At 59.6% G+C, this 19,907-nt stretch carries 21 protein-coding genes and 2 pseudogenes; 10 read left to right on the top strand and 13 right to left on the bottom strand.

Annotated features, from left to right (window positions below; all coding sequences use genetic code 11):
- Positions 1-76: 76 nt before the first annotated feature.
- Positions 77-1,784 (bottom strand): annotated as a pseudogene (locus tag PGR6_RS08115) (DEAD/DEAH box helicase).
- A 387-nt stretch (positions 1,785-2,171) separates the two neighbouring features.
- Here PGR6_RS08115 and PGR6_RS08110 point away from each other — a divergent pair.
- The gene (locus PGR6_RS08110) at positions 2,172-2,963 is read left to right on the top strand and encodes a crotonase/enoyl-CoA hydratase family protein (protein WP_064616732.1); all 792 of its coding nucleotides are present in this window, start codon (positions 2,172-2,174) and stop codon (positions 2,961-2,963) included.
- A gap of 57 nt (positions 2,964-3,020) precedes the next feature.
- On the opposite strand, the gene PGR6_RS08105 is transcribed toward PGR6_RS08110, so the two are convergent.
- Positions 3,021-3,776: a spermidine synthase gene (locus tag PGR6_RS08105; RefSeq protein ID WP_007940010.1), complete on the bottom strand. Its 756-nt coding sequence runs from the start codon at positions 3,774-3,776 to the stop codon at positions 3,021-3,023.
- 148 nt (positions 3,777-3,924) lie between these two features.
- Here PGR6_RS08105 and PGR6_RS08100 point away from each other — a divergent pair, with 148 nt between their 5' ends.
- Positions 3,925-5,271, top strand: a complete 1,347-nt coding sequence (locus tag PGR6_RS08100) for a class II 3-deoxy-7-phosphoheptulonate synthase (protein ID WP_064616730.1) — start codon at positions 3,925-3,927, stop codon at positions 5,269-5,271.
- A gap of 114 nt (positions 5,272-5,385) precedes the next feature.
- Here PGR6_RS08100 and PGR6_RS08095 read toward each other — a convergent pair whose 3' ends face one another.
- Together PGR6_RS08095 and PGR6_RS08090 are read right to left on the bottom strand one after the other, a co-directional pair.
- On the bottom strand, positions 5,386-6,615 hold the full coding sequence (locus PGR6_RS08095) for a winged helix-turn-helix domain-containing protein (protein WP_064616728.1): 1,230 nt from the start codon (positions 6,613-6,615) through the stop codon (positions 5,386-5,388).
- 64 nt (positions 6,616-6,679) lie between these two features.
- Positions 6,680-6,895, bottom strand: a complete 216-nt coding sequence (locus PGR6_RS08090) for a DUF1127 domain-containing protein (protein WP_018930023.1) — start codon at positions 6,893-6,895, stop codon at positions 6,680-6,682.
- Positions 6,896-6,991: 96 nt separating this feature from the next.
- On the opposite strand from PGR6_RS08090, the gene PGR6_RS08085 reads away from it, so the two are divergent.
- Complete coding sequence (locus PGR6_RS08085) at positions 6,992-7,846, top strand: LysR substrate-binding domain-containing protein (RefSeq protein WP_018930024.1); 855 nt, start codon at positions 6,992-6,994, stop codon at positions 7,844-7,846.
- On the opposite strand, the gene PGR6_RS08080 is transcribed toward PGR6_RS08085, so the two are convergent.
- Positions 7,836-8,585, bottom strand: coding sequence for a sulfite exporter TauE/SafE family protein (locus PGR6_RS08080; protein WP_064616726.1), 750 nt, complete (start codon positions 8,583-8,585; stop codon positions 7,836-7,838). The genes PGR6_RS08085 and PGR6_RS08080 overlap by 11 nt on opposite strands.
- Positions 8,586-8,694: 109 nt before the next feature.
- Between PGR6_RS08080 and PGR6_RS08075 the strand changes: the two are divergent.
- The 3 genes and pseudogenes from PGR6_RS08075 to PGR6_RS08065 all read left to right on the top strand — a co-directional run bounded on the left by PGR6_RS08075 (position 8,695) and on the right by PGR6_RS08065 (position 10,870).
- Positions 8,695-9,652 (top strand): annotated as a pseudogene (locus PGR6_RS08075) (LysR family transcriptional regulator).
- A gap of 69 nt (positions 9,653-9,721) precedes the next feature.
- Entirely contained in the window at positions 9,722-10,183 is a 462-nt protein-coding gene (locus tag PGR6_RS08070) for a MarR family winged helix-turn-helix transcriptional regulator (RefSeq protein ID WP_064621208.1), read from the top strand.
- A 267-nt stretch (positions 10,184-10,450) separates the two neighbouring features.
- Positions 10,451-10,870, top strand: a complete 420-nt coding sequence (locus PGR6_RS08065; protein ID WP_018930027.1) for an organic hydroperoxide resistance protein — start codon at positions 10,451-10,453, stop codon at positions 10,868-10,870.
- A 73-nt stretch (positions 10,871-10,943) separates the two neighbouring features.
- Here the strand turns inward: PGR6_RS08065 and PGR6_RS08060 are convergent, their stop codons facing one another.
- The gene (locus PGR6_RS08060) at positions 10,944-11,513 is read right to left on the bottom strand and encodes an elongation factor P (protein WP_007940000.1); all 570 of its coding nucleotides are present in this window, start codon (positions 11,511-11,513) and stop codon (positions 10,944-10,946) included.
- Between the two features lie 48 nt (positions 11,514-11,561).
- Positions 11,562-12,704 (bottom strand): elongation factor P maturation arginine rhamnosyltransferase EarP, encoded by a 1,143-nt coding sequence (gene earP / locus PGR6_RS08055; RefSeq protein ID WP_032834260.1) that lies wholly within the window; start codon positions 12,702-12,704, stop codon positions 11,562-11,564.
- A 124-nt stretch (positions 12,705-12,828) separates the two neighbouring features.
- Here earP and PGR6_RS08050 point away from each other — a divergent pair, with 124 nt between their 5' ends.
- Both PGR6_RS08050 and PGR6_RS08045 read left to right on the top strand, forming a co-directional pair.
- Entirely contained in the window at positions 12,829-13,227 is a 399-nt protein-coding gene (locus tag PGR6_RS08050) for a hypothetical protein (RefSeq protein WP_064616722.1), read from the top strand.
- 14 nt (positions 13,228-13,241) lie between these two features.
- Positions 13,242-13,724, top strand: a complete 483-nt coding sequence (locus tag PGR6_RS08045; protein ID WP_018929794.1) for a GreA/GreB family elongation factor — start codon at positions 13,242-13,244, stop codon at positions 13,722-13,724.
- Between the two features lie 13 nt (positions 13,725-13,737).
- On the opposite strand, the gene cysB is transcribed toward PGR6_RS08045, so the two are convergent.
- The 5 genes from cysB to PGR6_RS08020 form a co-directional block, all read right to left on the bottom strand.
- Positions 13,738-14,712, bottom strand: a complete 975-nt coding sequence (gene cysB / locus PGR6_RS08040) for an HTH-type transcriptional regulator CysB (protein ID WP_007899921.1) — start codon at positions 14,710-14,712, stop codon at positions 13,738-13,740.
- A gap of 113 nt (positions 14,713-14,825) precedes the next feature.
- Entirely contained in the window at positions 14,826-15,329 is a 504-nt protein-coding gene (locus PGR6_RS08035; RefSeq protein WP_007939995.1) for a universal stress protein, read from the bottom strand.
- Positions 15,330-15,425: 96 nt separating this feature from the next.
- Positions 15,426-16,331: a 5'-nucleotidase gene (locus PGR6_RS08030; RefSeq protein WP_064616719.1), complete on the bottom strand. Its 906-nt coding sequence runs from the start codon at positions 16,329-16,331 to the stop codon at positions 15,426-15,428.
- Positions 16,332-16,354: 23 nt separating this feature from the next.
- Positions 16,355-17,311, bottom strand: a complete 957-nt coding sequence (locus tag PGR6_RS08025) for a putative 2-dehydropantoate 2-reductase (protein ID WP_064616717.1) — start codon at positions 17,309-17,311, stop codon at positions 16,355-16,357.
- Positions 17,308-17,694: a thioredoxin family protein gene (locus PGR6_RS08020; protein WP_007939991.1), complete on the bottom strand. Its 387-nt coding sequence runs from the start codon at positions 17,692-17,694 to the stop codon at positions 17,308-17,310. Before PGR6_RS08020 ends, PGR6_RS08025 begins: the two co-directional genes overlap by 4 nt.
- Here PGR6_RS08020 and PGR6_RS29190 point away from each other — a divergent pair.
- Both PGR6_RS29190 and PGR6_RS08010 read left to right on the top strand, forming a co-directional pair.
- Positions 17,693-18,136 (top strand): PilZ domain-containing protein, encoded by a 444-nt coding sequence (locus PGR6_RS29190; protein ID WP_081625788.1) that lies wholly within the window; start codon positions 17,693-17,695, stop codon positions 18,134-18,136. The two genes, PGR6_RS08020 and PGR6_RS29190, sit on opposite strands and share 2 nt — an antisense overlap.
- 189 nt (positions 18,137-18,325) lie before the next feature.
- The gene (locus PGR6_RS08010) at positions 18,326-19,402 is read left to right on the top strand and encodes a 3-deoxy-7-phosphoheptulonate synthase (protein ID WP_018929799.1); all 1,077 of its coding nucleotides are present in this window, start codon (positions 18,326-18,328) and stop codon (positions 19,400-19,402) included.
- Between the two features lie 65 nt (positions 19,403-19,467).
- Here PGR6_RS08010 and PGR6_RS08005 read toward each other — a convergent pair whose 3' ends face one another.
- On the bottom strand, positions 19,468-19,749 hold the full coding sequence (locus PGR6_RS08005; protein WP_007939987.1) for a GNAT family N-acetyltransferase: 282 nt from the start codon (positions 19,747-19,749) through the stop codon (positions 19,468-19,470).
- Positions 19,750-19,907: the final 158 nt, after the last annotated feature.

Genomic DNA, 19,907 nt, shown 5'->3' with positions numbered 1-19,907 from the left:
CACAAAACAGCAGGCAAAAAAAATCCCCGAACCAGTCGGGGATTTTTTATGTGCGATCAATCAGCCCGGGGGCAGATCAATCTTCGCGGTAGCGACGCAGCTTCAACTGCTTACCGGCAACGCGAGTGTCCTTCAGTTTGGTCAGCAGACGCTCCAGACCATCTTCCGGCAGCTCGACGAGGCTGAAGCTGTCACGCACCTGAATGCGACCGATGGCTTCACGCGCCAGACCACCTTCGTTGAGGATGGCGCCCAGCAGGTTCTTGGCAGCGATACCATCACGCGCGCCCAGCGCGGTACGGCAACGAGCACGGCCTTCAGCCAGCGGGATCGGAGCACGACGCTCGCGGTCACCACGGTCCGGACGATCACCGGAACGCTCTGGACGATCGCCACGCGGTGCATTGTTCGGCACCAGCGGACGTTCTTTCTCGATCGCGGCCAGGGTCAGCGCTTGACCGTTGGTAGCCTTGCGCAGCAGAGCTGCGGCCAGGGCACGCGGGCTGCAACCGATGTCGGCAGTCAGACGATCCAGCAGATCACCGTGAGTCGACTCGGCATCACCTACCAGCGGCGACAGGCTGTTGGTCAGTTTCTTGATGCGGGCATCGAGAACAGCTTGAGCGTCCGGCAGGCGAACTTCGGCAACTTTCTGACCGGTAACACGCTCGATCACTTGCAGCATGCGGCGCTCACGAGGAGTGACCAGCAGCAGCGCGCGACCTTCGCGACCGGCACGGCCGGTACGGCCGATACGGTGAACGTAGGATTCCGGGTCGTACGGCATATCAACGTTGAACACGTGAGTGATACGCGGAACGTCCAGGCCACGAGCGGCAACGTCGGTCGCCACAACGATGTCCAGACGGCCATCCTTGAGGGATTCGATGACGCGCTCACGCTGGTTCTGAGCAATGTCACCGTTCAGCGCAGCGGCTTTGTAGCCTTTGGCTTCCAGGGCACTGGCCAGGTCCAGGGTCGCTTGCTTGGTGCGCACGAACATGATCAGGGCGTCGAAATCTTCCACTTCCAGCAAGCTGAGAACGGCAGAAGTCTTCTGGTCAGCGTGAACCAACAGGTGAGCCTGTTCGATCGCGGTAACGGTCTGAGTCTTGCTCTGGATCTTCACATGCTTCGGATCGCGCAGGTGGCGTTCGGCGATGGCACGGATCGATTGCGGCAGGGTGGCCGAGAACAATACGGTCTGACGGGTTTCCGGCATGGCCTTGAAGATAACTTCCAGGTCGTCCATGAAGCCCAGCTTGAGCATTTCGTCCGCTTCGTCGAGAACCAGGTGGTTCACGGTAGCCAGGACTTTTTCGTCGCGACGCAGGTGGTCGCACAGACGGCCCGGAGTGGCGACAACAATCTGTGCGCCATTACGGATTGCTTTCAATTGTGGGCCCATCGGCGCGCCGCCGTAGACAGCCACAACAGTTACGCCCGGCATTTGCTTGGCGTAGGTTTCGAAAGCGGTTGCAACTTGTAGCGCCAACTCACGAGTTGGGGCCAGGATCAGAGCTTGCGGCTCGCGCTTGGACGGATCAATGCGGTGCAGGATCGGCAGGGCAAAGGCAGCGGTTTTACCGGTACCGGTTTGCGCCTGGCCAATCATATCGTGACCGGCGAGAATGATCGGGATCGACTGCTGCTGAATGGCCGAAGGCTCTTCATAGCCGGTAGCGACTACTGCAGCGACAATATTAGGGTGAAGTTCAAGAGCGGCGAAGCCGCCGATTTCCTGGGTCATGGGTCTGCCTCTAAGTGCATCCGCAAAGACCCATGCTCCAAAGCTGCGCATGCCGTGTTGAGACTCAAGAGTCGCCCTGGCAGCTTTGTCGGCGGGGATTTGCGAAAACGAATGAATGAAAAGAATCGTCAAGGAAGAGTCCGCGGGGCGGACGTGCAGCCGAAGCTGGCTTCGGGGAATTGCGCTACCTAAACGCGGCCCGGTTAAAGGCCGGCGCGCACTATACCGGAATTCGGCAAAAAAGGGAGCTTTTTTTATCGGAAAAAACCGGCATACGCCGTTGTGTCACGGGCTTTGCGGATAATCGTACAACCGTCTATTTTGCAAAGGCCCGGCCCTGCTGACGATGGCGCTAAAACGGTTCACCCTTGCGACGCAGACCTTTGGTCTGACGCCCCCTTCCCGCCCGAGGAAATGCTCCATGAATCAGCCCAGCCCCAGTCGTGTCACCCGTGAAAGACACGGTCATGTCCTGATGATCGGCCTGGATCGGGTGGCCAAGCGCAATGCCTTCGACCTCGACCTGCTCAATGCGCTCAGCCTGGCCTATGGGGAATTCGAAGCCGACAGTGAGGCGCGGGTCGCGGTGGTGTTCGGCCATGGCGAGCATTTCACTGCCGGGCTCGACCTGGTCAGCGCCGGCGCAGCCCTGGCCGAAGGCTGGCAGGCACCACCCGGTGGCTGCGATCCCTGGGGCGTGTTCGGCGGCCCCCGCGTCAGCAAACCGGTGATTGTCGCGGCGCAAGGCTACTGCCTGACCGCGGGCATCGAATTGATGCTGGCCGCCGACATCAACCTGTGCGCCAGCAATACCCGTTTTGCCCAAAAGGAAGTGCAGCGCGGACTCCTCCCGTTCGGTGGCGCCACCTTGCGCCTGCATCAGGTCGCCGGTTGGGGCAACGCCATGCGCTGGCTGCTCACCGGCGATGAATTCGATGCACATGACGCCTTGCATCTGGGCCTGGTGCAGGAAGTCATGGCCAGCGAGGACTTGCTGCCACGGGCGATCGAGTTGGCCGAGAGGATTGCGAGGCAGGCACCGCTGGGGGTTCAGGCGACGTTGATGTCTGCGCGACAGGCGCACTACGAGGGTGAAATTGCTGCGACCCAAGCATTGCCGGCACTGGTGAAGAAACTGCTCAACAGCGAGGACGCCAAGGAGGGTGTGCGGTCGATGATCGAGAAGCGGCCAGGCGTCTTCAAAGGCTGCTGACAGATCGGCTTTTGTGGCGAGGGAGCAAGCTCCCTCGCCACAAATGACCTCATCGCATTAAGTCGCCGGCCGAATATCCTTGATCAGCGATTGCAACGAATACCCCAACCGCGGCGCCAGGCCTTCCGCGCGGGCGATCAGCCCTTCCATGTCCAACTCCTGATCCAGCTCCGATGGCACGATCAGAATCACGTTGCCCTCCTTCACCGGCAGTTCCCAGTAATGCCGGTGATAGAGACCGCGCAACAACGCTGCACCCAACGGCTTGCCGTCGTCGGTAGCCCACTGGTTGATCACCAGCCAGCCCCCCGGATTCAAGCGTTTCTGACAGTTTTCCAGAAAGCTCCAGGCCAGATGCCCGACACCCGGCCCGACATCGGTATACAGGTCGACGAAAATCAGATCGGCCGGTTCAGCCGTATCGAGCAACTCCAGCGCATCGCCGACGCGGATGTACAGCCGCGGATCGTCATCCAGCCCCAGGTATTCGATGGCCAGGCGCGGTACGTCAGGGCGTAGCTCGATGGCTTCGACATCTTCCAGTGGCAGGAACTTCAAGCAAGCCTGGGTCAGTGTCCCAGCACCAAGGCCGAGGAACAGCGCGCTTTCCGGCTGCTCGTGGCACAGCGCACCAATCAGCATCGCGCGGGTGTAATCGTACTCGAGCCAGCTAGGGTCGGCGGTGAACACGCAGCTCTGTTCGATGGCGTCACCGAACTCCAGAAAACGGTAATCGGCCACTTCCAGCACGCGAATCACGCCGAACTCATCCTGCACCTCGGCGAGCAGATGCTCGACGCGCTCCTCAGTCATTTCGTCTCCTGATCGTTACCGGCCCCGGCAACACGATAAACCGCAACATAAAGCGGCAAAGGCGCGATTGTCCGCGAAGCGACGGGAGCAGGTCACGCACTAATTGCTGATAACATAACCGTCCGAGCGTAAAACACTAGAGACTGCGATGAGCCAACCCTGGAGCCCTGACAGCTGGCGCGCCCTGCCGATCCAGCAACAACCTCAATACCCCGACGCGGCGCATTTGCTGCACGTCGAGCAAACCCTGGCGAGCTATCCGCCACTGGTGTTTGCCGGTGAAGCGCGGGAGTTGCGCCGTCAGTTTGCCGAAGTCACCCAGGGCCGGGCATTTCTGTTGCAGGGCGGCGACTGCGCCGAAAGCTTCGCCGAATTCTCCGCCGCGAAAATTCGCGACACCTTTAAAGTGTTGCTGCAAATGGCGATCGTCATGACCTTCGCGGCCGGTTGCCCGGTGGTCAAAGTCGGACGCATGGCCGGTCAGTTCGCCAAACCCCGTTCGGCCAATGATGAAACCATCAACGGCGTGACGCTGCCGGCCTACCGTGGCGACATCGTCAACGGCATCGGTTTCGACGAAAAAAGCCGCTTACCGGACCCGGATCGCCTGCTGCAGTCCTACCATCAGTCCACTGCGACCCTGAACCTGCTGCGCGCCTTTGCCCAGGGCGGCTTTGCCGATCTGCATCAGGTACACAAATGGAACCTGGACTTCATCGCCAACTCGGCACTGGCCGAGAAATACAGCCACCTGGCCGATCGCATCGATGAAACCCTGGCCTTCATGCGCGCCTGCGGCATGGACAGCTCGCCGCAACTGCGCGAAACCAGTTTCTTCACCGCCCACGAAGCGCTGCTGCTGAACTACGAAGAAGCCTTCGTGCGTCGCGACAGCCTGACCAACGACTACTACGACTGCTCGGCCCACATGCTGTGGATCGGTGACCGTACACGTCAACTGGACGGTGCTCACGTCGAATTCCTGCGCGGGGTGCATAACCCGATCGGGGTCAAGGTCGGCCCGAGCATGAACCCTGAAGACCTGATTCGCCTGATCGATGTGCTCAACCCGGATAACGACCCGGGTCGCCTGAACCTGATTGCGCGGATGGGCGCGAACAAGGTCGGCGATCACCTGCCGCAGCTGATTCGCGCGGTGCAGCGCGAAGGCAAGCAAGTGCTTTGGAGCTCCGACCCGATGCACGGCAACACCATCAAGGCCAGCAGCGGCTACAAGACCCGCGACTTCGCGCAGATCCTTGGCGAGGTGAAGCAGTTCTTCCAGGTTCACGAAGCGGAAGGCAGTTATGCCGGCGGCATCCACATCGAAATGACCGGGCAGAACGTCACCGAATGCATCGGCGGCGCGCGGCCGATTACCGAAGATGGGTTGTCGGATCGTTATCACACCCATTGCGACCCGCGGATGAATGCCGATCAGTCGCTGGAACTGGCGTTTTTGATTGCCGAGACCCTGAAGCAAGTCCGGCGTTAAATCGCGTTAAGCCCTTCGCGGGCAAGCCTCGCTCCTACAGGTTTTGGGTCGTTCACATTTCCGGTGGACGACATAAAACCTGTAGGAGCGAGGCTTGCCCGCGAAGGCGTCAATTCAAACAACACTGAATTGAACCAACGCCCCCCGCAACCTCGCCGCACTCGCCCGCGGGCAATTCAGCTGAACCCGCTCGAGCCCCAACCAGTCCGCCATCCGCCGCAGATTGACCGCCAACGCCAGCATCCCTTCATCATCCAGCCCCGGCTCTTCCTCATGCACGGCATGCACCGCCAACCGGCCCGACGCTCGTTCGGCTCGCAAGTCGACCCGCGCAGCAATCCGCTCATTGTGCAAAAACGGCAAGACGTAATAGCCGTAGACGCGTTTATGCTGCGGCGTATAAATCTCCAGCCGATAACGGAAATCGAACAATCGCTCGGTACGGCTGCGCTCCCAAATCAGCGAATCGAATGGTGAAAGCAGCGCACTGGCCTCGACCTTACGCGGCACTTTCGGCTCAGCCAGGCAATAAGCCGGTTGCCGCCAGCCTTCAACGCCACAGACCAGCAGCTTTCCGCCCTCGACCAGTTCCGCCAGACGCGGCCGGCTGTCTGCCGGGCTCAAGCGAAAATAGTCCCGCAGGTCCTTTTCCGTGCCGACACCCAACGCCGTGGCCGCATGCAGCAATAACCCGCGCTGGGCTTCGGCTTCACTGAGCAAGGGCTGCTGCAGAAGCGCCGAAGGAATCACCCGTTCCGGCAAATCATAAAGCCGTTCGAACCCGCGCCGGCTGGCCACGGTCACTTCACCGGCGGCGAACAACCATTCAAGCGCGTGCTTTTCAGCGCTCCAGTCCCACCACGGCCCTGCCCGTTCCTGACGGGACGACAGGCTGCCCGCCCCCAGCGCACCGAGCTCCTGGACCGACGCTAAAACACGGCGAATCGTGTCCTGCTGCTCACGACCGAAACGCGCCAGTTGCTGGTAGATATCTTCGCCACGGGAAGCGCGCTGCATGCGCCAGCGCATCAAGGGGTACATCGACAACGGTAATAACGAAGCTTCGTGGCCCCAATACTCGAATAACGTGCGCCGGCGGCCCTGACTCCAGGCAGCCTGATCGAGCAAGTCGGTTGAATAATTGCCAAGACGGGAAAACAAGGGAAGGTAGTGCGAACGTACCAATGCATTGACCGAGTCGATCTGCAGAATGCCGAGCCGTTCGATCAGCCGGTTGAGCTGAACCGGTTTGATCGCCGCCGGCGGCTGGCGCCCGTTGAACCCTTGGGCAGCCAGCGCCAGACGCCGAACCTGTTTGAGGGAAAAGGACAGTGTGGCGGGCATGAGCATCTCCTTGTCTGCTCGCAACCTACCTCACCCGAAAGTGGTTTGTGTAGCGATGGCATCATCATTTGTGCATCGGATCATCCCAGAACGGTCTTACTGCCTCATGCTCCACATCTGCGCGGCTCACGCCGATATCCTTCAGTGCTTCGTCGCTCAAGCTCGCCAGTAATTCACGTTCACGGTGAAGTTCGTACCAGCGACTAAACTTGTGCAGCAGATCGGATACCGCGTGGATTGAGAATTTTTGTTCCGTTACATGCTCGTTGTGACCTTTCATCGTGTAGCCCTCCTTTAGGGATGGATCCAGTCTCGCCGCAGCGCTAAGATCAATCCAACGAATGTTTCTGATGGCATACATCTCGGAGATTGATGAATGTCCGCCTACCCCAGTATCGACACCGATGTACTGCGCACCTTCGTCGCGATCGCTGATCAGGGCGGCTTTACCCGCGCCGGGGAAATGGTCAACCGCACCCAGTCGGCGGTGAGCATGCAGATGAAACGTCTGGAAGAAGACGTGTTGCAGCGCCAGCTGTTCGAACGCGACGGGCGCCAGGTCAAGCTGACCGCCGAAGGCCAGGTGTTGCTCGGCTATGCGCGGCGCATCCTCAAACTCCACAGCGAAGTCTTCAATACCCTGCGCGAGCCGCACATGGTCGGCACGGTGCGCATCGGCACACCCGACGATTACGTGATGCGCTTTCTGCCGGGCATCCTGTCGCGCTTCGCGCAGTTCTACCCGCTGATCCAGATCGAGGTTCATTGCGAATCGACCCGGCAACTGTTGCAGCGCCAGGACCTGGACCTGTCCATCGTCACCCGCGAGCCGGGTAACGAGATCGGCCAGTTGTTGCGCAAGGAGCGTTTTGTCTGGGCCGAGGCCCAATGCTTCAACGCCCACGAGCAGACGCCGCTGCCGCTGGCGATGTTCAATAGCGATTGTTTCTGCCGTGCCTGGGCGTGTAATGCGCTGGAAGCCATGGGTCGCGATTATCGCATTGCCTACAACAGCTCCAGCCTGTCGGCGTTGATGGCCGTGGTCAGCGCGGGGCTTGCGATCACCGCGCAACTGGAAAGCCTGATCACGCCAGACATGCGCATCCTTGGCGCCGACGAAGACCTGCCGCTGTTGCCGGAAGCCAGCATCATGCTGATCCGCAACCTGAACAACCCTTCACCGATCACCGAATGCCTGGCCGAGCACATCGTCGAAGGCTTCAAACTTTAAAGGCGAGCATCACCGCGCAGCACACCAGAAACCCACAGAACAGCCCGCGCAACAGCCGCTCCGGCAGTGCGTGGGCGATTCTCACGCCCCAACTGATGCTCATCAATCCACCGACCGCCAAGGGAATACCGATCGCCCAGTGCACCTGATGGTGCACCGCATAAGTCGCCAACGTGACGCCCGTGCTCGGCAATGCCAGTGCCAGCGACAAGCCCTGGGCAACCACTTGGCTGGTACCGAACAGACTGGTCAACACCGGCGTGGCCACCACCGCCCCACCCACGCCAAACAACCCGCCCATGGTCCCGGAAGCCGCGCCGAGCACACCCAGCCACGGCCATGAATAATGCATCTGTGAAGACGCCGGCGCAGTGGCGGCGAACATTCGCACCAGGTTGTAGGCCGACAGCGCGACCAGGAACGCGACAAACCCCACGCGCATGGTTTGCGCATTGATGCCCACCGCCCAGATCGAACCGATCCAGGCGAAGCAGAATCCCATCGAAGCCAATGGCAGCGCATGACGCAATTCGATGCGATTGCGCTGGTGATAACGCCATAGCGCCAGCATCACGTTCGGCACCACCATCACCAGCGCCGTGCCTTGGGCGACCTGCTGATCGAGACCGCACCACACGCCCAGCAGCGGAATCGCCACCAACCCGCCACCAATGCCGAAGAGCCCGCCGAGGGTGCCCATGGCGGCGCCAAAAACCAGGTACATCACGAACTCAATCACAGGCGGTTTCCTCTTGTCAGGCCGCTCATCCTACGCAGTCGGCTCTGGCAGGGAAACGCATAGCAACGCACAATGGCTGTGCCAAATTCGCACAAGCGTTGACGAAGCCATGAACCCCAATCAATTGACCGAACAACTCGGACTGTTTCTGGATGTGCTGGAGACCGGCAGTTTTTCCGCTGCATCCCGCCGTCATCCCCTGACGCCATCGGCGGTGGCGCGACGTATCGATAGCCTGGAAAGCGCCGTCGGCAGTCAGCTGTTCATTCGCAGCACCCACGCGGTGCGGGCTACCCCGGCAGGTTTGGCCTTTGCCGAGCGCGCGCGGAGGATCGTCGCGGAACTGCGGCTGGCGCGGGCGGAAGCGGTGTCCCTGAGCAACGCGCCGGAAGGCTTGATTCGGGTCGATGCGCCGGCAGCGTTCGGACGACGCCATCTGGCACCGGTGATTGCCGACTTCCTGACCCTTTACCCCGGCCTCGACGTGCAATTGCACCTGATCGACAGCTTTGTCGACATGCAGGGTTCGAACCTGGGCAAGGTCGACCTGGTACTGCGTGCCGGGCAAATGGCCGATACCCGGCTGGTGGCCACGCCGCTGGCGAGCATGGTGCGCATCGCCTGCGCCAGCCCCCGATTACCTGCAACGCCGTGGCGTGCCGACCGAGCCGGCGCAATTGGTCGACCACGACGGTCTGGATTGGGACGGCCTGGCTCCGCCGTTCGCCTGGCGCTTCGAGCGGGATGGGCAGATGCATTTGCACCGGCCTGCGCGAATCCGCATGAGCGCCAATAACGCCGAGGCGCTGGTCTGCGGCGCACTGGCCGGGCTGGGTGTCGCGCATCTGCCGACCTGGTTGGCCAGTGAATATTTATTGCGCGGCGAACTGCTACCGCTGTTCTGCGAACAAGGTCTGCCAAAACCGGAAAGCACCGGTATTTATGCGTTACGCCTGGAGCAGCAGCCCAGTTCGCGTAGCCGCTTGCTGCTGGAATACCTGAAGACCCGTTTCAGCCCCATCCCACCGTGGGATCTGGCGCTGCAAACCAACCTGGACCGCCACTAGTCCATAATTATCTGGCGCATTAAAGATTCGCCCGCTAGATTCATGACGATCACTGATCAAGGCTTTGAAATGAACACCGAGCGCGACACCCCGGACAACTGCGATAACCTGCTGCTGGATAATCAGGTCTGCTTCGCCCTGCATTCCACTTCCTTGCTGATGACCAAGGTTTACAAGCCGCTGTTGCAAGCGCTGGGCCTGACGTATCCGCAGTACCTGGCAATGATGGTGTTGTGGGAAAAGGACGGATTGACGGTCGGCGAAATCAGCAGCCGACTGCTGACCGACCCCGGCTCCCTCACCCCGCTGCTCAAACGCCTGGAAGCCGAAGGCCTGCTGAGCCGCACCCGCAGCCGCGAAGATGAACGGGTGGTGATTGTCGAACTCACCGAGCAAGGCCATGCGCTGCGAGCCAAAGCGCGCGATATTCCGCAGTGCATCCTCGGCGCCAGCGGGCAGACGCTGGAGCAGTTGAAGAAGCTGCAAGCGGATCTCCAGGAGCTGCGCAGCCACCTGCAAGACAGCCTTTAGACCGCGTTATCGTTCTTCGCGGGCAAGTCGGATCGCCCGCGAAGGCGTCCTCCCCCGTCGCAAAAAAATTCACTTCGCATAAATCCCGCACGAAAGCCTCTATCTCAAGCATCTCCCGTCTGATCGAATCTCCAGGTGATGGGCAGGGTCAGTTTTTTTCAAAAATTTATCTTGCGCGCTAAATATTAGCGAGCTACATTCACTTCGCACTTACTTAGCGCGCAAACATTTAGCGCGAAACACCCAATCCGAAACGAGGCTCACACCATGCAAACTCTCTACACCGCAATCGCAACCTCCACCGGCGGCCGTGACGGTCGTTCGATCTCCAGCGACAACGTCCTCGACGTCAAACTCGCGACCCCGAAAGAACTCGGTGGCGCCGGCGGTGCGGCAACCAACCCTGAACAACTGTTCGCCGCCGGCTATTCCGCCTGCTTCATCGGCGCGCTGAAATTCGTCGCCAGCCAGACCAAACGCAAAATCCCCGACGACGCCTCGATCACTGCCCATGTCGGCATCGGCCAGATCCCTGGTGGTTTCGGCCTGGACATCGACCTGCACATCAGCCTGCCGGGCCTTGAACAAGCCGATGCACAAAGCCTGGTCGACGCCGCCCACCAGGTCTGCCCGTACTCCAACGCCACGCGTGGCAACGTCGATGTGCGCCTGCACGTTGCCGTTTAATCACTGATCTTGATCATTCGCCCACAAAAAAGCCCGACTCAATGGTCGGGCTTTTTCATTCCTCAAGCGGTGCTTATTTAGCACGGCCTTTGTAGGAACCGCCTTCGCGGGTATCGATCTCGATCATGTCGCCGATTTCGATGAAGTCAGCAACCGACAGCTCGGTACCGTTCTTCAGTTTGGCAGGCTTCATCACCTTGCCGGAAGTATCACCGCGAGCGGAGCCTTCGGTGTAGTCAACCTGACGCACGATAGTGGTCGGCAGTTCTACGGAAACCAGACGCTCTTCGAAGAAGATCGCTTCGCAAACATCGGTCATGCCTTCTTCAACGAAAGGCAGAACGGCTTCGATGTCTTCAGCGTTCAGCTCGTACATGGTGTAGTCAGTGGTGTCCATGAACGTGTAGGAGTCGCCGCTGATGAAGGACAGGGTCGCTTCTTTGCGGTCGAGGATCACGTCGTCCAGTTTGTCGTCGGCGCTGTAAACGGTCTCGGTCTTGTAACCGGTCAACAGGTTTTTCAGCTTGGTCTTCATGATCGCGCTGTTACGACCCGACTTGGTGAATTCAGCTTTCTGAACCAGCCAAGGATCGTTGTCGATACGGATCACCATACCGGGTTTCAGTTCTTTACCAGTTTTCATTGCGAATATCCGAATTTGGATGGGATTTACAAAAATCTAGGCCGCGTATCATATCCAATTTAGGTAAAACTGTACCAGCGCTGCGGCAAGATCTGCCTGCAAGGCTTGTTCCAGACACCACGCCTCGGCATGTTTCTCCAGTTCCGGCCAATGTTTGCGGGTTGATTTCCAGTACTCGCCCATTGTCTCACCTGCATTCCATGCCCGCCATAGACCGCTGATCGCCTCGCCAGCAGGTTTGGACAGGCCTTGGGTGTACAGGGTCAGGAAGGCGTCGAGCTTGTCCAGGTGGATATCTTCGTCCTGCCGATAGATGTGCCAGAGCATTGGCCGGCCTGCCCATTGCGCGCGAACAAAGGAATCTTCGCCGCGCACGGCGTTGAAATCGCAGCTCCACAGCAGCAGGTCATATTGATCCTGCCGGACGAACGGCAGCACTTGCACGGTCAGGGCATCGCGCACATGCACCGCGCCGGCCGTCAGCCCGTCCACTGCGAGCCAGCGTTCGACGTCGCCGAGAATCCGCCCCTCGGGCACCAACAGATGAGTGGGCGTCGAGTCGGCAGCCATGGCGTCGAGCCAACTGGCCAGCCCGTTATTCTCGTAGGCGAACAGCGAGATCAGCTGCGCATTCGGGGCGCGTTCAACCCCCAGGCCTTGCAGGAACTCTCGCTGAGCCTCGGGACTTTGCTGAAACTGCCGACGCCGCTCGAGCAATCCCCTCTCACGCAGCAAGCCACCGGTGCCCTTGCGAAAACCCGGGAAGAAAAAGAACTTCTGCACGTTTTTGTACTTCACCGACGGCAAGCCGTGACAACCGACGACCCAGTCTTCGGCGCTCAGATAATCGAGGTTCATCCACAGCGGCGGCTTTTCCCGCTCGGCCATGGCCTCCATATAAGCACTCGGCAACTGGCAGGCGAACGCGGCGATAACGACATCCGCGGCTTCGGTGGGTTGCCAGTGCGCTGACCACTGCCGCACCTCGACACCCTGCTGCCACTGCTGCGTAGCGTGGATGTCGATTTCTGGACACAACCGCTCGAAGGCCCGCAGGTCATCGACCCACAAGCGCACCGTCACTGAATGTTCGGCCACCAGTTGGCGGGCCAGACGCCAGGTCACACCGATGTCGCCGAAATTGTCGACCACGGTGCAAAAAATATCCCAGCGGGTTTTCATTTCAGGCATCCCAGGTTCCCGTTGGCAAAAGCGCCGATTGTCCGCATAAATTACCCCGCGCAGAAGAGCCGACGACGATTAATCTTCGTGCGACAATCGCCACTCGCCCGCGACCACCCGCCAGGAGGCAGTCATGCCCTACCGTCCCCACCCGCGCCGCTCCATGCCGATCCAGCTCAATGCGCTGCAACTGACCGGCAGCATCGCCCTCGGTTTGTGGCTGGGATTTATCGCGATCGCACTGACTTGCTGGCTCGCCTGGCGCCTGTTGTTCAACGAGCAATTGGCACCCTTGGCCCAGGCGGTGGAGCAACAGGCCAAGCCGCCGGTGATTGAACAACCCGCTGCGCAAAACCCGATGTTCGAACAGTACGAGGAACACCTGCGCAGGAACGATCAGCAGCAAATGGTGGAACAGGCCAGAAGCAGCAAACACAATCTGGCCAATCCAAAATGTCAGTTCTGGCTGCAACAGGACCAGACCGCGCCGAGCGAAAAAAGCCGCGCCAACGTCCTGCAATTCTGCGATTGATCATGAAGCTCTCTATGCACAAGCCGACCGTCCACCAACTGATTATCGACAAGCTGCGGATCGATCTCGACATCGCCGAGCGTGCCGCGCAAACCGCTTACGAAACCGCGACCCACGAAGAAAACATAGCTGAAAACAAGTACGACACCCTGGGGCTGGAGGCGTCTTATCTGGCGGCCGGGCAGGCCAGGCGAGTGGAAGAAATCAGGCTGTCATTGACCCTTTGCCAGAACCTGACACTGCGGCCTTATGACGAGCGGCGCGGCATCGAGGTCGGCGCCCTGCTCGGCCTGGAAGACGAAAAGGGTCGCGAACAATGGCTGTTCCTGGCCCCCGACGCAGCCGGATTGAAGATTGATCTGGTGGGGCAACTGATTACCGTCATCACCCCTCGTTCGCCGCTGGGTAAAAGCCTGCTGGGCAAGTTCGAAGGGGATGAAGTGGAGATTCTGGTGGCGGGCGCTCGGCAACAGTTTGCTGTCACCGAGGTGGTCTAGCGTCTGTTGACGCTTAATGGACCGGCAGTTCGACGCCGTCGAACAGCTCTTCCAGTTCCTGTTTGTTGTGGCACTGAATGGCCTTGGCCATCACTTCGCGGGTCAGGTGCGGAGCGAATTTCTCGATGAAGTCGCACATGAAGCCACGCAGGAAAGTACCGCGACGGAAACCGATTTTGGTAATACTGGATTCGAACAACTCGCTGGCATCGAGCACCACCAGGTCGCTATCGAGCTTGGTATCGACTGCCATTTTCGCCACGATGCCCACGCCCAGCCCCAGGCGAACGTACGTCTTGATCACGTCGGCGTCAGCGGCGGTGAACACCACTTTCGGTGTCAGGCCACGGTGGCTGAAGGCTTCGTCGAGTTTCGAACGGCCGGTGAAACCGAATACGTACGTCACGATCGGGTATTCGGCCAGGGCTTCGAGGGTCAGCTTCGACAGCTTGGTCAGCGGGTGGCCCTGAGGCACGACCACGCAGCGGTTCCAGCGATAGCACGGCATCATCACCAGATCACCGAACAGCTCCAGGGCTTCGGTGGCGATGGCGAAATCGACGGTGCCGTCCGCAGCCATCTCGGCGATCTGCATCGGCGAACCCTGGTGCATGTGCAGGGCAACATCCGGGTATTGCTTGATGAAATTGCTGATCACCGGTGGCAATGCATAACGCGCCTGGGTGTGGGTGGTGGCGATCGACAGGGTGCCTTTTTTCTCGTTGGAGAATTCCTGGGCGATCTGTTTGATGCTTTCAACTTTGCGCAGGATCTCACCGGCGGTGGTGATGATGCGCTCGCCAGCCGGGGTAACGCGGGTCAGATGCTTGCCGCTGCGGGCGAAAACCTCGACCCCCAATTCGTCTTCCAGCAGACGAATCTGTTTGCTGATGCCCGGTTGCGAGGTGTAGAGGCTTTGGGCTGTAGCAGAAACGTTGAGGTCGTGGTGCGCCACTTCCCAGATGTAGCGCAATTGTTGAAGCTTCATATGAATCCCTCAAAGCAGGTAGACGCCACGGGCATCAGCGACGGTATATAACTATATTAATGGTTAGACCAATAAATCTAGAACTTTTTTGTCAAAATGCCATTATTCGTGTTCTAGCGATCCTCTTTGCGGCGACGCTCTACCAGCGGCACCAAATAGACCGGCACCCTGGCCAGTTGCAACACGCGCGCAGCGGTTCGACCCAACGGCGTTTCCGCGCCAGCACCATGGCTGTGACTCCCTACGATCAGTAAATCGACAGAGAGTTTCTGCGCCTGGTCGAGAATCACCTGCGACGGATCGCCCTGCAGCACCCGCACAGCCTGAATCCGCTGCAAATCCTGCTCTCCTTCATCCCCCAGCTCTTCGCGAAAGTTGTCGAGCACCCGTTGCTGAATATTGGCGATCACATTGTTCAGACCTTGACTGTGAAATTCGTTCAAGGCCTTCTCGTCGAGATAGCTTTGCAACACGGATTCGGCAAACAGCCCCATGGGCTCTACCGCGTGCACCACATACAAGTCGGCATTGAATGTTCGAGCCAGTTCCAAGGCATGCTGCATCACCAATGGTGCGTACAGACCCAAGTCAGTGGCATACAGCATCGAACGAATCATATGACCTCCTCAAATGCCAACATGGCGGAGATTGATTCAGCTTAGCAGTGCCGTGGCGAGTGCGGCGCCCGGCGCAACGTATTGAACCGCCGGGCTTTAAACCGACGGCTCGTTACTGATGCCATGGGGCACGTGCCCGGTGGCGACCACTTCGCGGGCCAGTTCGCAATGGCCTGCCTGATCGTCGAAAAATACGTCGGCGGCAAAGGCTTCGAGAAAAGCCGATTTGGTCAGGCCGCCAAGAAACAGCGATTCGTCCAGACGAATGTCCCATTCGCGCAAGGTACGGATCACCCGTTCATGGGCCGGCGCCGATCGCGCGGTCACCAGCGCGGTACGGATCGGACAGGCATCATCGGGAAACTCGCGCTGCAACAGATTGAGCACCGCGAGGAAACCTTTGAACGGCCCGCCACGCAAAGGCTCGCGGGCCGCCTCACGCTCGCTGGCCTGAAACGCCGCCAGGCCTCCCGACTGATAGACCCGCTCCGACTCGTCGGAAAACAGCACCGCGTCACCGTCGAAGGCAATGCGCAATTCATCGCTGGCGGCGCGACTGGCACCGCCCGATAGAATAGTCGCTGCGGCGAATCCGGCCTCCAGCGCATTGCGCACATCTTCGGCATGGGTCGAGAGAAACAGGTCGCAACCAAAAGCCTTGAGGTACGGATAAGGACTGCGCCCGCCGACGAACGCCGCACGCGAGATCGACAGGCCATAGTGATGAATCGAGTTGAAAACCCGCAGGCCGGTGTCGGCGCTGTTACGCGACACAAGGATCACCTCGACCCGGGCACGGCCGAGACGGGTATTCAGGTTCAGGAGTTTTTCCACCAACGGGAATGCATCGCCGGGCTCGAGAATTTCGTCTTCGTGTTCGATCTGGTACTGCCGATAAGCCTCGACGCCGCTCGACAGATAGACCTTGTGGCTCTCGCTCAAGTCGAACAGCGCTCGCGAAGAAATCGCCAGCACCAGTTTGTCGTCTATGACATTTGCCATGCCCTTCCCCCTTCTTGACCGACTCAGTGGTTACGTCGGTCGATAAAACTCAAGCTGCGATACAAGGCCTCGATTCGCGGCAACTCACATCCCGCAGCCTTCGCCGCTGCCAGTGGCCGAGTGTAGATGGCGTCCAGTTCCAGCGGCCGCTTGTGCAGAAAATCGTGATGCATGCTCGGCCAGTAGTCGGGCATTTTCTCGGTCATCATGAACAGATAATCGGCGTAACCCGGCGGCATGTCATGACCGCAAGCCTTGGCCCCCTGAACCACTTCGGCCATCAAGGCCTGAATCAGCGCGCGGCTGTCGGCATCCGCCATCAACGGTGTGGTGCTGGCCCCGAGCAGCACCGACAGACCGTTGTAGGGAATATTCCAGACCAGTTTCTGCCAGCGCGCCTGCTGCAGATTCGGCATGGCCTGGGCGTCGATACCGGCCGTGCGGAACAATCCGGCGCCCTCCTCGACGATGTTCATGCGTACCTGTGCATCGGCGGCGGGGCCACTGTGGTAGCCGACATTCACCGCCCCCAGCGCTTGATGGGTGATGACCCCGGGGCCGGCGCGATGGACGCAGATCAGACAAAGCCCGCCCAGCAGATGCAGCGAATCGGGGAGCAACTCGCGCAGATGGTCTTCGACGTCCAGGCCATTTTGCAGCAACAGCACTTTGGCATCAGGTGCCGCGGCTTGAATAATGGCCGGTGCCAGGTCCGCGTTGCTGGTGGTCTTGGCGCCCACCAGCAGCCAGTCACAGGGCGGCATGTCGGCAGCCGACGAATAGGCCTGGACCGGGTTCAGGGTCAGCGGGCCCAACGACGCATGGTCAAGATGCAAGCCGCGTTCGGCCACCGCTGAAAACTCGCTGCGCAACAGAAAATGCACATCGAAGCCGGCACGCGCCAGCATCAGCCCGTAGAAACCACCGATCGCGCCGGTCCCGATAATGCCGATTGTCGGCTTGGCCACTGTGCCTGTCATGGCAGCTCCTCTGCTGGTCGATTCAACGCCTGGTCCACAGCCTCGTTGAGCGCTGTGCGGGTCAGGCGCGACTGTAGCGCCCCGAAATACTCACCGTCGCGCACCACAAACAGTGCCGGCAAATGAAAGACCCGATAACGCTCAACCACCCCGCCATTGCTTCCGGCATCGATCCAGCACAGCCGATCGACCGCCAGTTCGAGCCTGGGCAACTGCTCGCGGGCAAAACGGCAACTGGCACAGCCGACGCTGGTAAAAATCACCAGTGAAATGCCGCTCATTGCCAGCAACCGTTGGTCGGCGTCGAAATCGGTCAGTTCCGATTCGACCACTATACTGGGAGAAACAGTGTCAAGTGGCCGACACAGGGAGTCCGTGTTCATGAGACGTTATCTTCCTCATCCTGACGATGTGCCCGTCGAATTAACGTTGCTCAAACATGAGTGTATTTCGCGGCAAGAGCTGCACACTATCAGCCTCGGCGGCATGGCTTGCAATTACCACCGCGCGTGGCGCCACGGTACGGCGCTGGAAATACGCATGCCGACCCTGAACCCGGACTTGCGTTTCCTGGGTTATGTGGCGTGGTGTTTGCGACGCAAACGCGGCTATCTGGTGGGGATCGCCTTCGTCGACGAACAGACGCTGTTTTGCGCGCGGATGGGTGAGCAGATCTGCCAGATCGAACGTTACTGCCGTCAGCATGAACCCCAAAGCCAACAGCAGAACAATGAGACCCTGGCCCTCGAATGGGTCCAGCAGCACGCCGACGAGTTCTCCCACGATACAGTCAGCAAGGCATTTGCGCAGCCAATGGCCGGTTAGGGTGCATTCCCCATCAGTTTCCCCGCCACGGTGGGGGAAACTGATGGGGAATGCCCATTAAACCGGTGTCTGCCCATTGTCGAGCCACGGTGTAACGCGCTAAGGTTCTGCTCCCCGACGCGCTTAATTTGCTGTGCTCCGCCGCGCGGGTTCGCTGGCGGCCGGCACCCGTGACCTGACGAGTAAACGATGGCTGATTTACCGATCAACGACCTAAACGTCGCCTCCAACGAGACCCTGATCACTCCCGATCAGCTCAAGCGTGATATCCCTCTGAGCGACGCTGCCCTGCGCACCGTCACCAAGGGCCGCGAAGTCATTCGCAACATTCTTGATGGCACCGACCACCGCCTGTTCGTCGTGATCGGGCCGTGCTCGATCCATGACATCAAGGCTGCCCACGAATACGCCGAGCGCCTGAAAGTGCTCGCGGCCGAAGTGTCCGATACCCTGTATCTGGTCATGCGCGTGTATTTCGAGAAGCCACGCACCACCGTTGGCTGGAAAGGCCTGATCAACGATCCGTACCTGGACGACTCGTTCAAGATTCAGGATGGCCTGCACATCGGTCGTCAGTTGCTGCTGGACCTGGCCGAGATGGGCCTGCCGACCGCAACCGAAGCCCTCGACCCGATCTCCCCGCAATACTTGCAGGACCTGATCAGCTGGTCGGCGATCGGCGCACGCACCACCGAATCCCAGACGCACCGTGAAATGGCTTCCGGCCTGTCTTCGGCCGTCGGCTTCAAGAACGGCACCGATGGCGGCCTGACGGTTGCCATCAACGCCCTGCAATCGGTTTCCAGCCCGCACCGTTTCCTGGGCATCAACCAGGAAGGTGGCGTATCGATCGTCACCACCAAGGGCAACGCCTATGGTCACGTGGTACTGCGCGGTGGCAACGGCAAGCCGAACTACGATTCGGTCAGCGTCGCGCTCTGCGAGCAAGCACTGAAAAAGGCCAACATCAAGCCGAACATCATGGTCGATTGCAGCCACGCCAACTCCAACAAGGATCCGGCCCTGCAACCGCTGGTGATGGAGAACGTCGCCAACCAGATCCTCGAAGGCAACCAGTCAATCATCGGCCTGATGGTCGAGAGCCACTTGAACTGGGGCTGCCAGGCAATCCCGAAAGACCTCGCCGACCTGCAATACGGCGTGTCGATCACCGATGCCTGTATCGATTGGACTGCCACTGAAAACACCTTGCGCAGCATGCATGCCAAGCTCAAGGACGTGTTGCCTAAACGCAATCGCAGCTGATCGCCGTTTCGCGCATAAAAAAACGCCAGGTTTGAACCTGGCGTTTTTTTATGCGTTGGTTTTGCTCACAGCTTGGCAGCATGCCGCTGATGACGCTCCATGTAGCGCTCCACGTAGGAGCACGATGGAATCACCGTGTAGCCCATTTCATCAGCGTATTGCAGCGCCTGCTCGGTCAAAGCCGCCGCAATGCCGCGACCACGCAACGCGTTGGGCACAAAAGTGCGATAAATATCCAGGGTCTGTTTTCCCAGATCCATATAGGTCAGGTAGGCACGATAACCGTCCACAGTGGTCTCGAACTGATGACCAGCCTGGTCATGGTGGATGGACAACGCCTCGCTCATCACTACTCCTCGCGGGTCTTTAATTCTGACCCCTACCTTACCGATGTTTTTCCGGCGAAGGAACAACTACGCCACCCCGTGCCTGAATGGACACCGAGAGAGCCGCACCAATCTCGCGCAACCGAGCACGTATCAAATAGTAGGCACCATTGGCAAAA

Origin of the sequence: Pseudomonas sp. GR 6-02 (assembly GCF_001655615.1) — a bacterium.
GTDB lineage: Bacteria > Pseudomonadota > Gammaproteobacteria > Pseudomonadales > Pseudomonadaceae > Aquipseudomonas.
The sequence above is the reverse complement of the archived record's forward strand: the minus strand, read 5'-3'. Positions and strand labels throughout refer to the sequence as shown.

Coding starts and splice junctions, on each gene's coding strand:
- PGR6_RS08100 (WP_064616730.1), top strand. CDS start 3,925: ATGAGCCAACCCTGGAGCCCTGACAGCTGGCGCGCCCTGCCGATCCAG.
- PGR6_RS08025 (WP_064616717.1), bottom strand. CDS start 17,311: ATGACAGGCACAGTGGCCAAGCCGACAATCGGCATTATCGGGACCGGC.
- PGR6_RS08085 (WP_018930024.1), top strand. CDS start 6,992: ATGTCCGCCTACCCCAGTATCGACACCGATGTACTGCGCACCTTCGTC.
- PGR6_RS08060 (WP_007940000.1), bottom strand. CDS start 11,513: ATGAAAACTGGTAAAGAACTGAAACCCGGTATGGTGATCCGTATCGAC.
- PGR6_RS08035 (WP_007939995.1), bottom strand. CDS start 15,329: ATGATTCGTTCGATGCTGTATGCCACTGACTTGGGTCTGTACGCACCA.
- PGR6_RS29190 (WP_081625788.1), top strand. CDS start 17,693: ATGAGACGTTATCTTCCTCATCCTGACGATGTGCCCGTCGAATTAACG.
- PGR6_RS08105 (WP_007940010.1), bottom strand. CDS start 3,776: ATGACTGAGGAGCGCGTCGAGCATCTGCTCGCCGAGGTGCAGGATGAG.
- PGR6_RS08045 (WP_018929794.1), top strand. CDS start 13,242: ATGCACAAGCCGACCGTCCACCAACTGATTATCGACAAGCTGCGGATC.
- PGR6_RS08065 (WP_018930027.1), top strand. CDS start 10,451: ATGCAAACTCTCTACACCGCAATCGCAACCTCCACCGGCGGCCGTGAC.
- cysB (WP_007899921.1), bottom strand. CDS start 14,712: ATGAAGCTTCAACAATTGCGCTACATCTGGGAAGTGGCGCACCACGAC.
- PGR6_RS08020 (WP_007939991.1), bottom strand. CDS start 17,694: ATGAACACGGACTCCCTGTGTCGGCCACTTGACACTGTTTCTCCCAGT.
- PGR6_RS08070 (WP_064621208.1), top strand. CDS start 9,722: ATGAACACCGAGCGCGACACCCCGGACAACTGCGATAACCTGCTGCTG.
- PGR6_RS08050 (WP_064616722.1), top strand. CDS start 12,829: ATGCCCTACCGTCCCCACCCGCGCCGCTCCATGCCGATCCAGCTCAAT.
- PGR6_RS08005 (WP_007939987.1), bottom strand. CDS start 19,749: ATGAGCGAGGCGTTGTCCATCCACCATGACCAGGCTGGTCATCAGTTC.
- PGR6_RS08090 (WP_018930023.1), bottom strand. CDS start 6,895: ATGAAAGGTCACAACGAGCATGTAACGGAACAAAAATTCTCAATCCAC.
- PGR6_RS08010 (WP_018929799.1), top strand. CDS start 18,326: ATGGCTGATTTACCGATCAACGACCTAAACGTCGCCTCCAACGAGACC.
- PGR6_RS08110 (WP_064616732.1), top strand. CDS start 2,172: ATGAATCAGCCCAGCCCCAGTCGTGTCACCCGTGAAAGACACGGTCAT.
- earP (WP_032834260.1), bottom strand. CDS start 12,704: ATGCCTGAAATGAAAACCCGCTGGGATATTTTTTGCACCGTGGTCGAC.
- PGR6_RS08030 (WP_064616719.1), bottom strand. CDS start 16,331: ATGGCAAATGTCATAGACGACAAACTGGTGCTGGCGATTTCTTCGCGA.
- PGR6_RS08095 (WP_064616728.1), bottom strand. CDS start 6,615: ATGCCCGCCACACTGTCCTTTTCCCTCAAACAGGTTCGGCGTCTGGCG.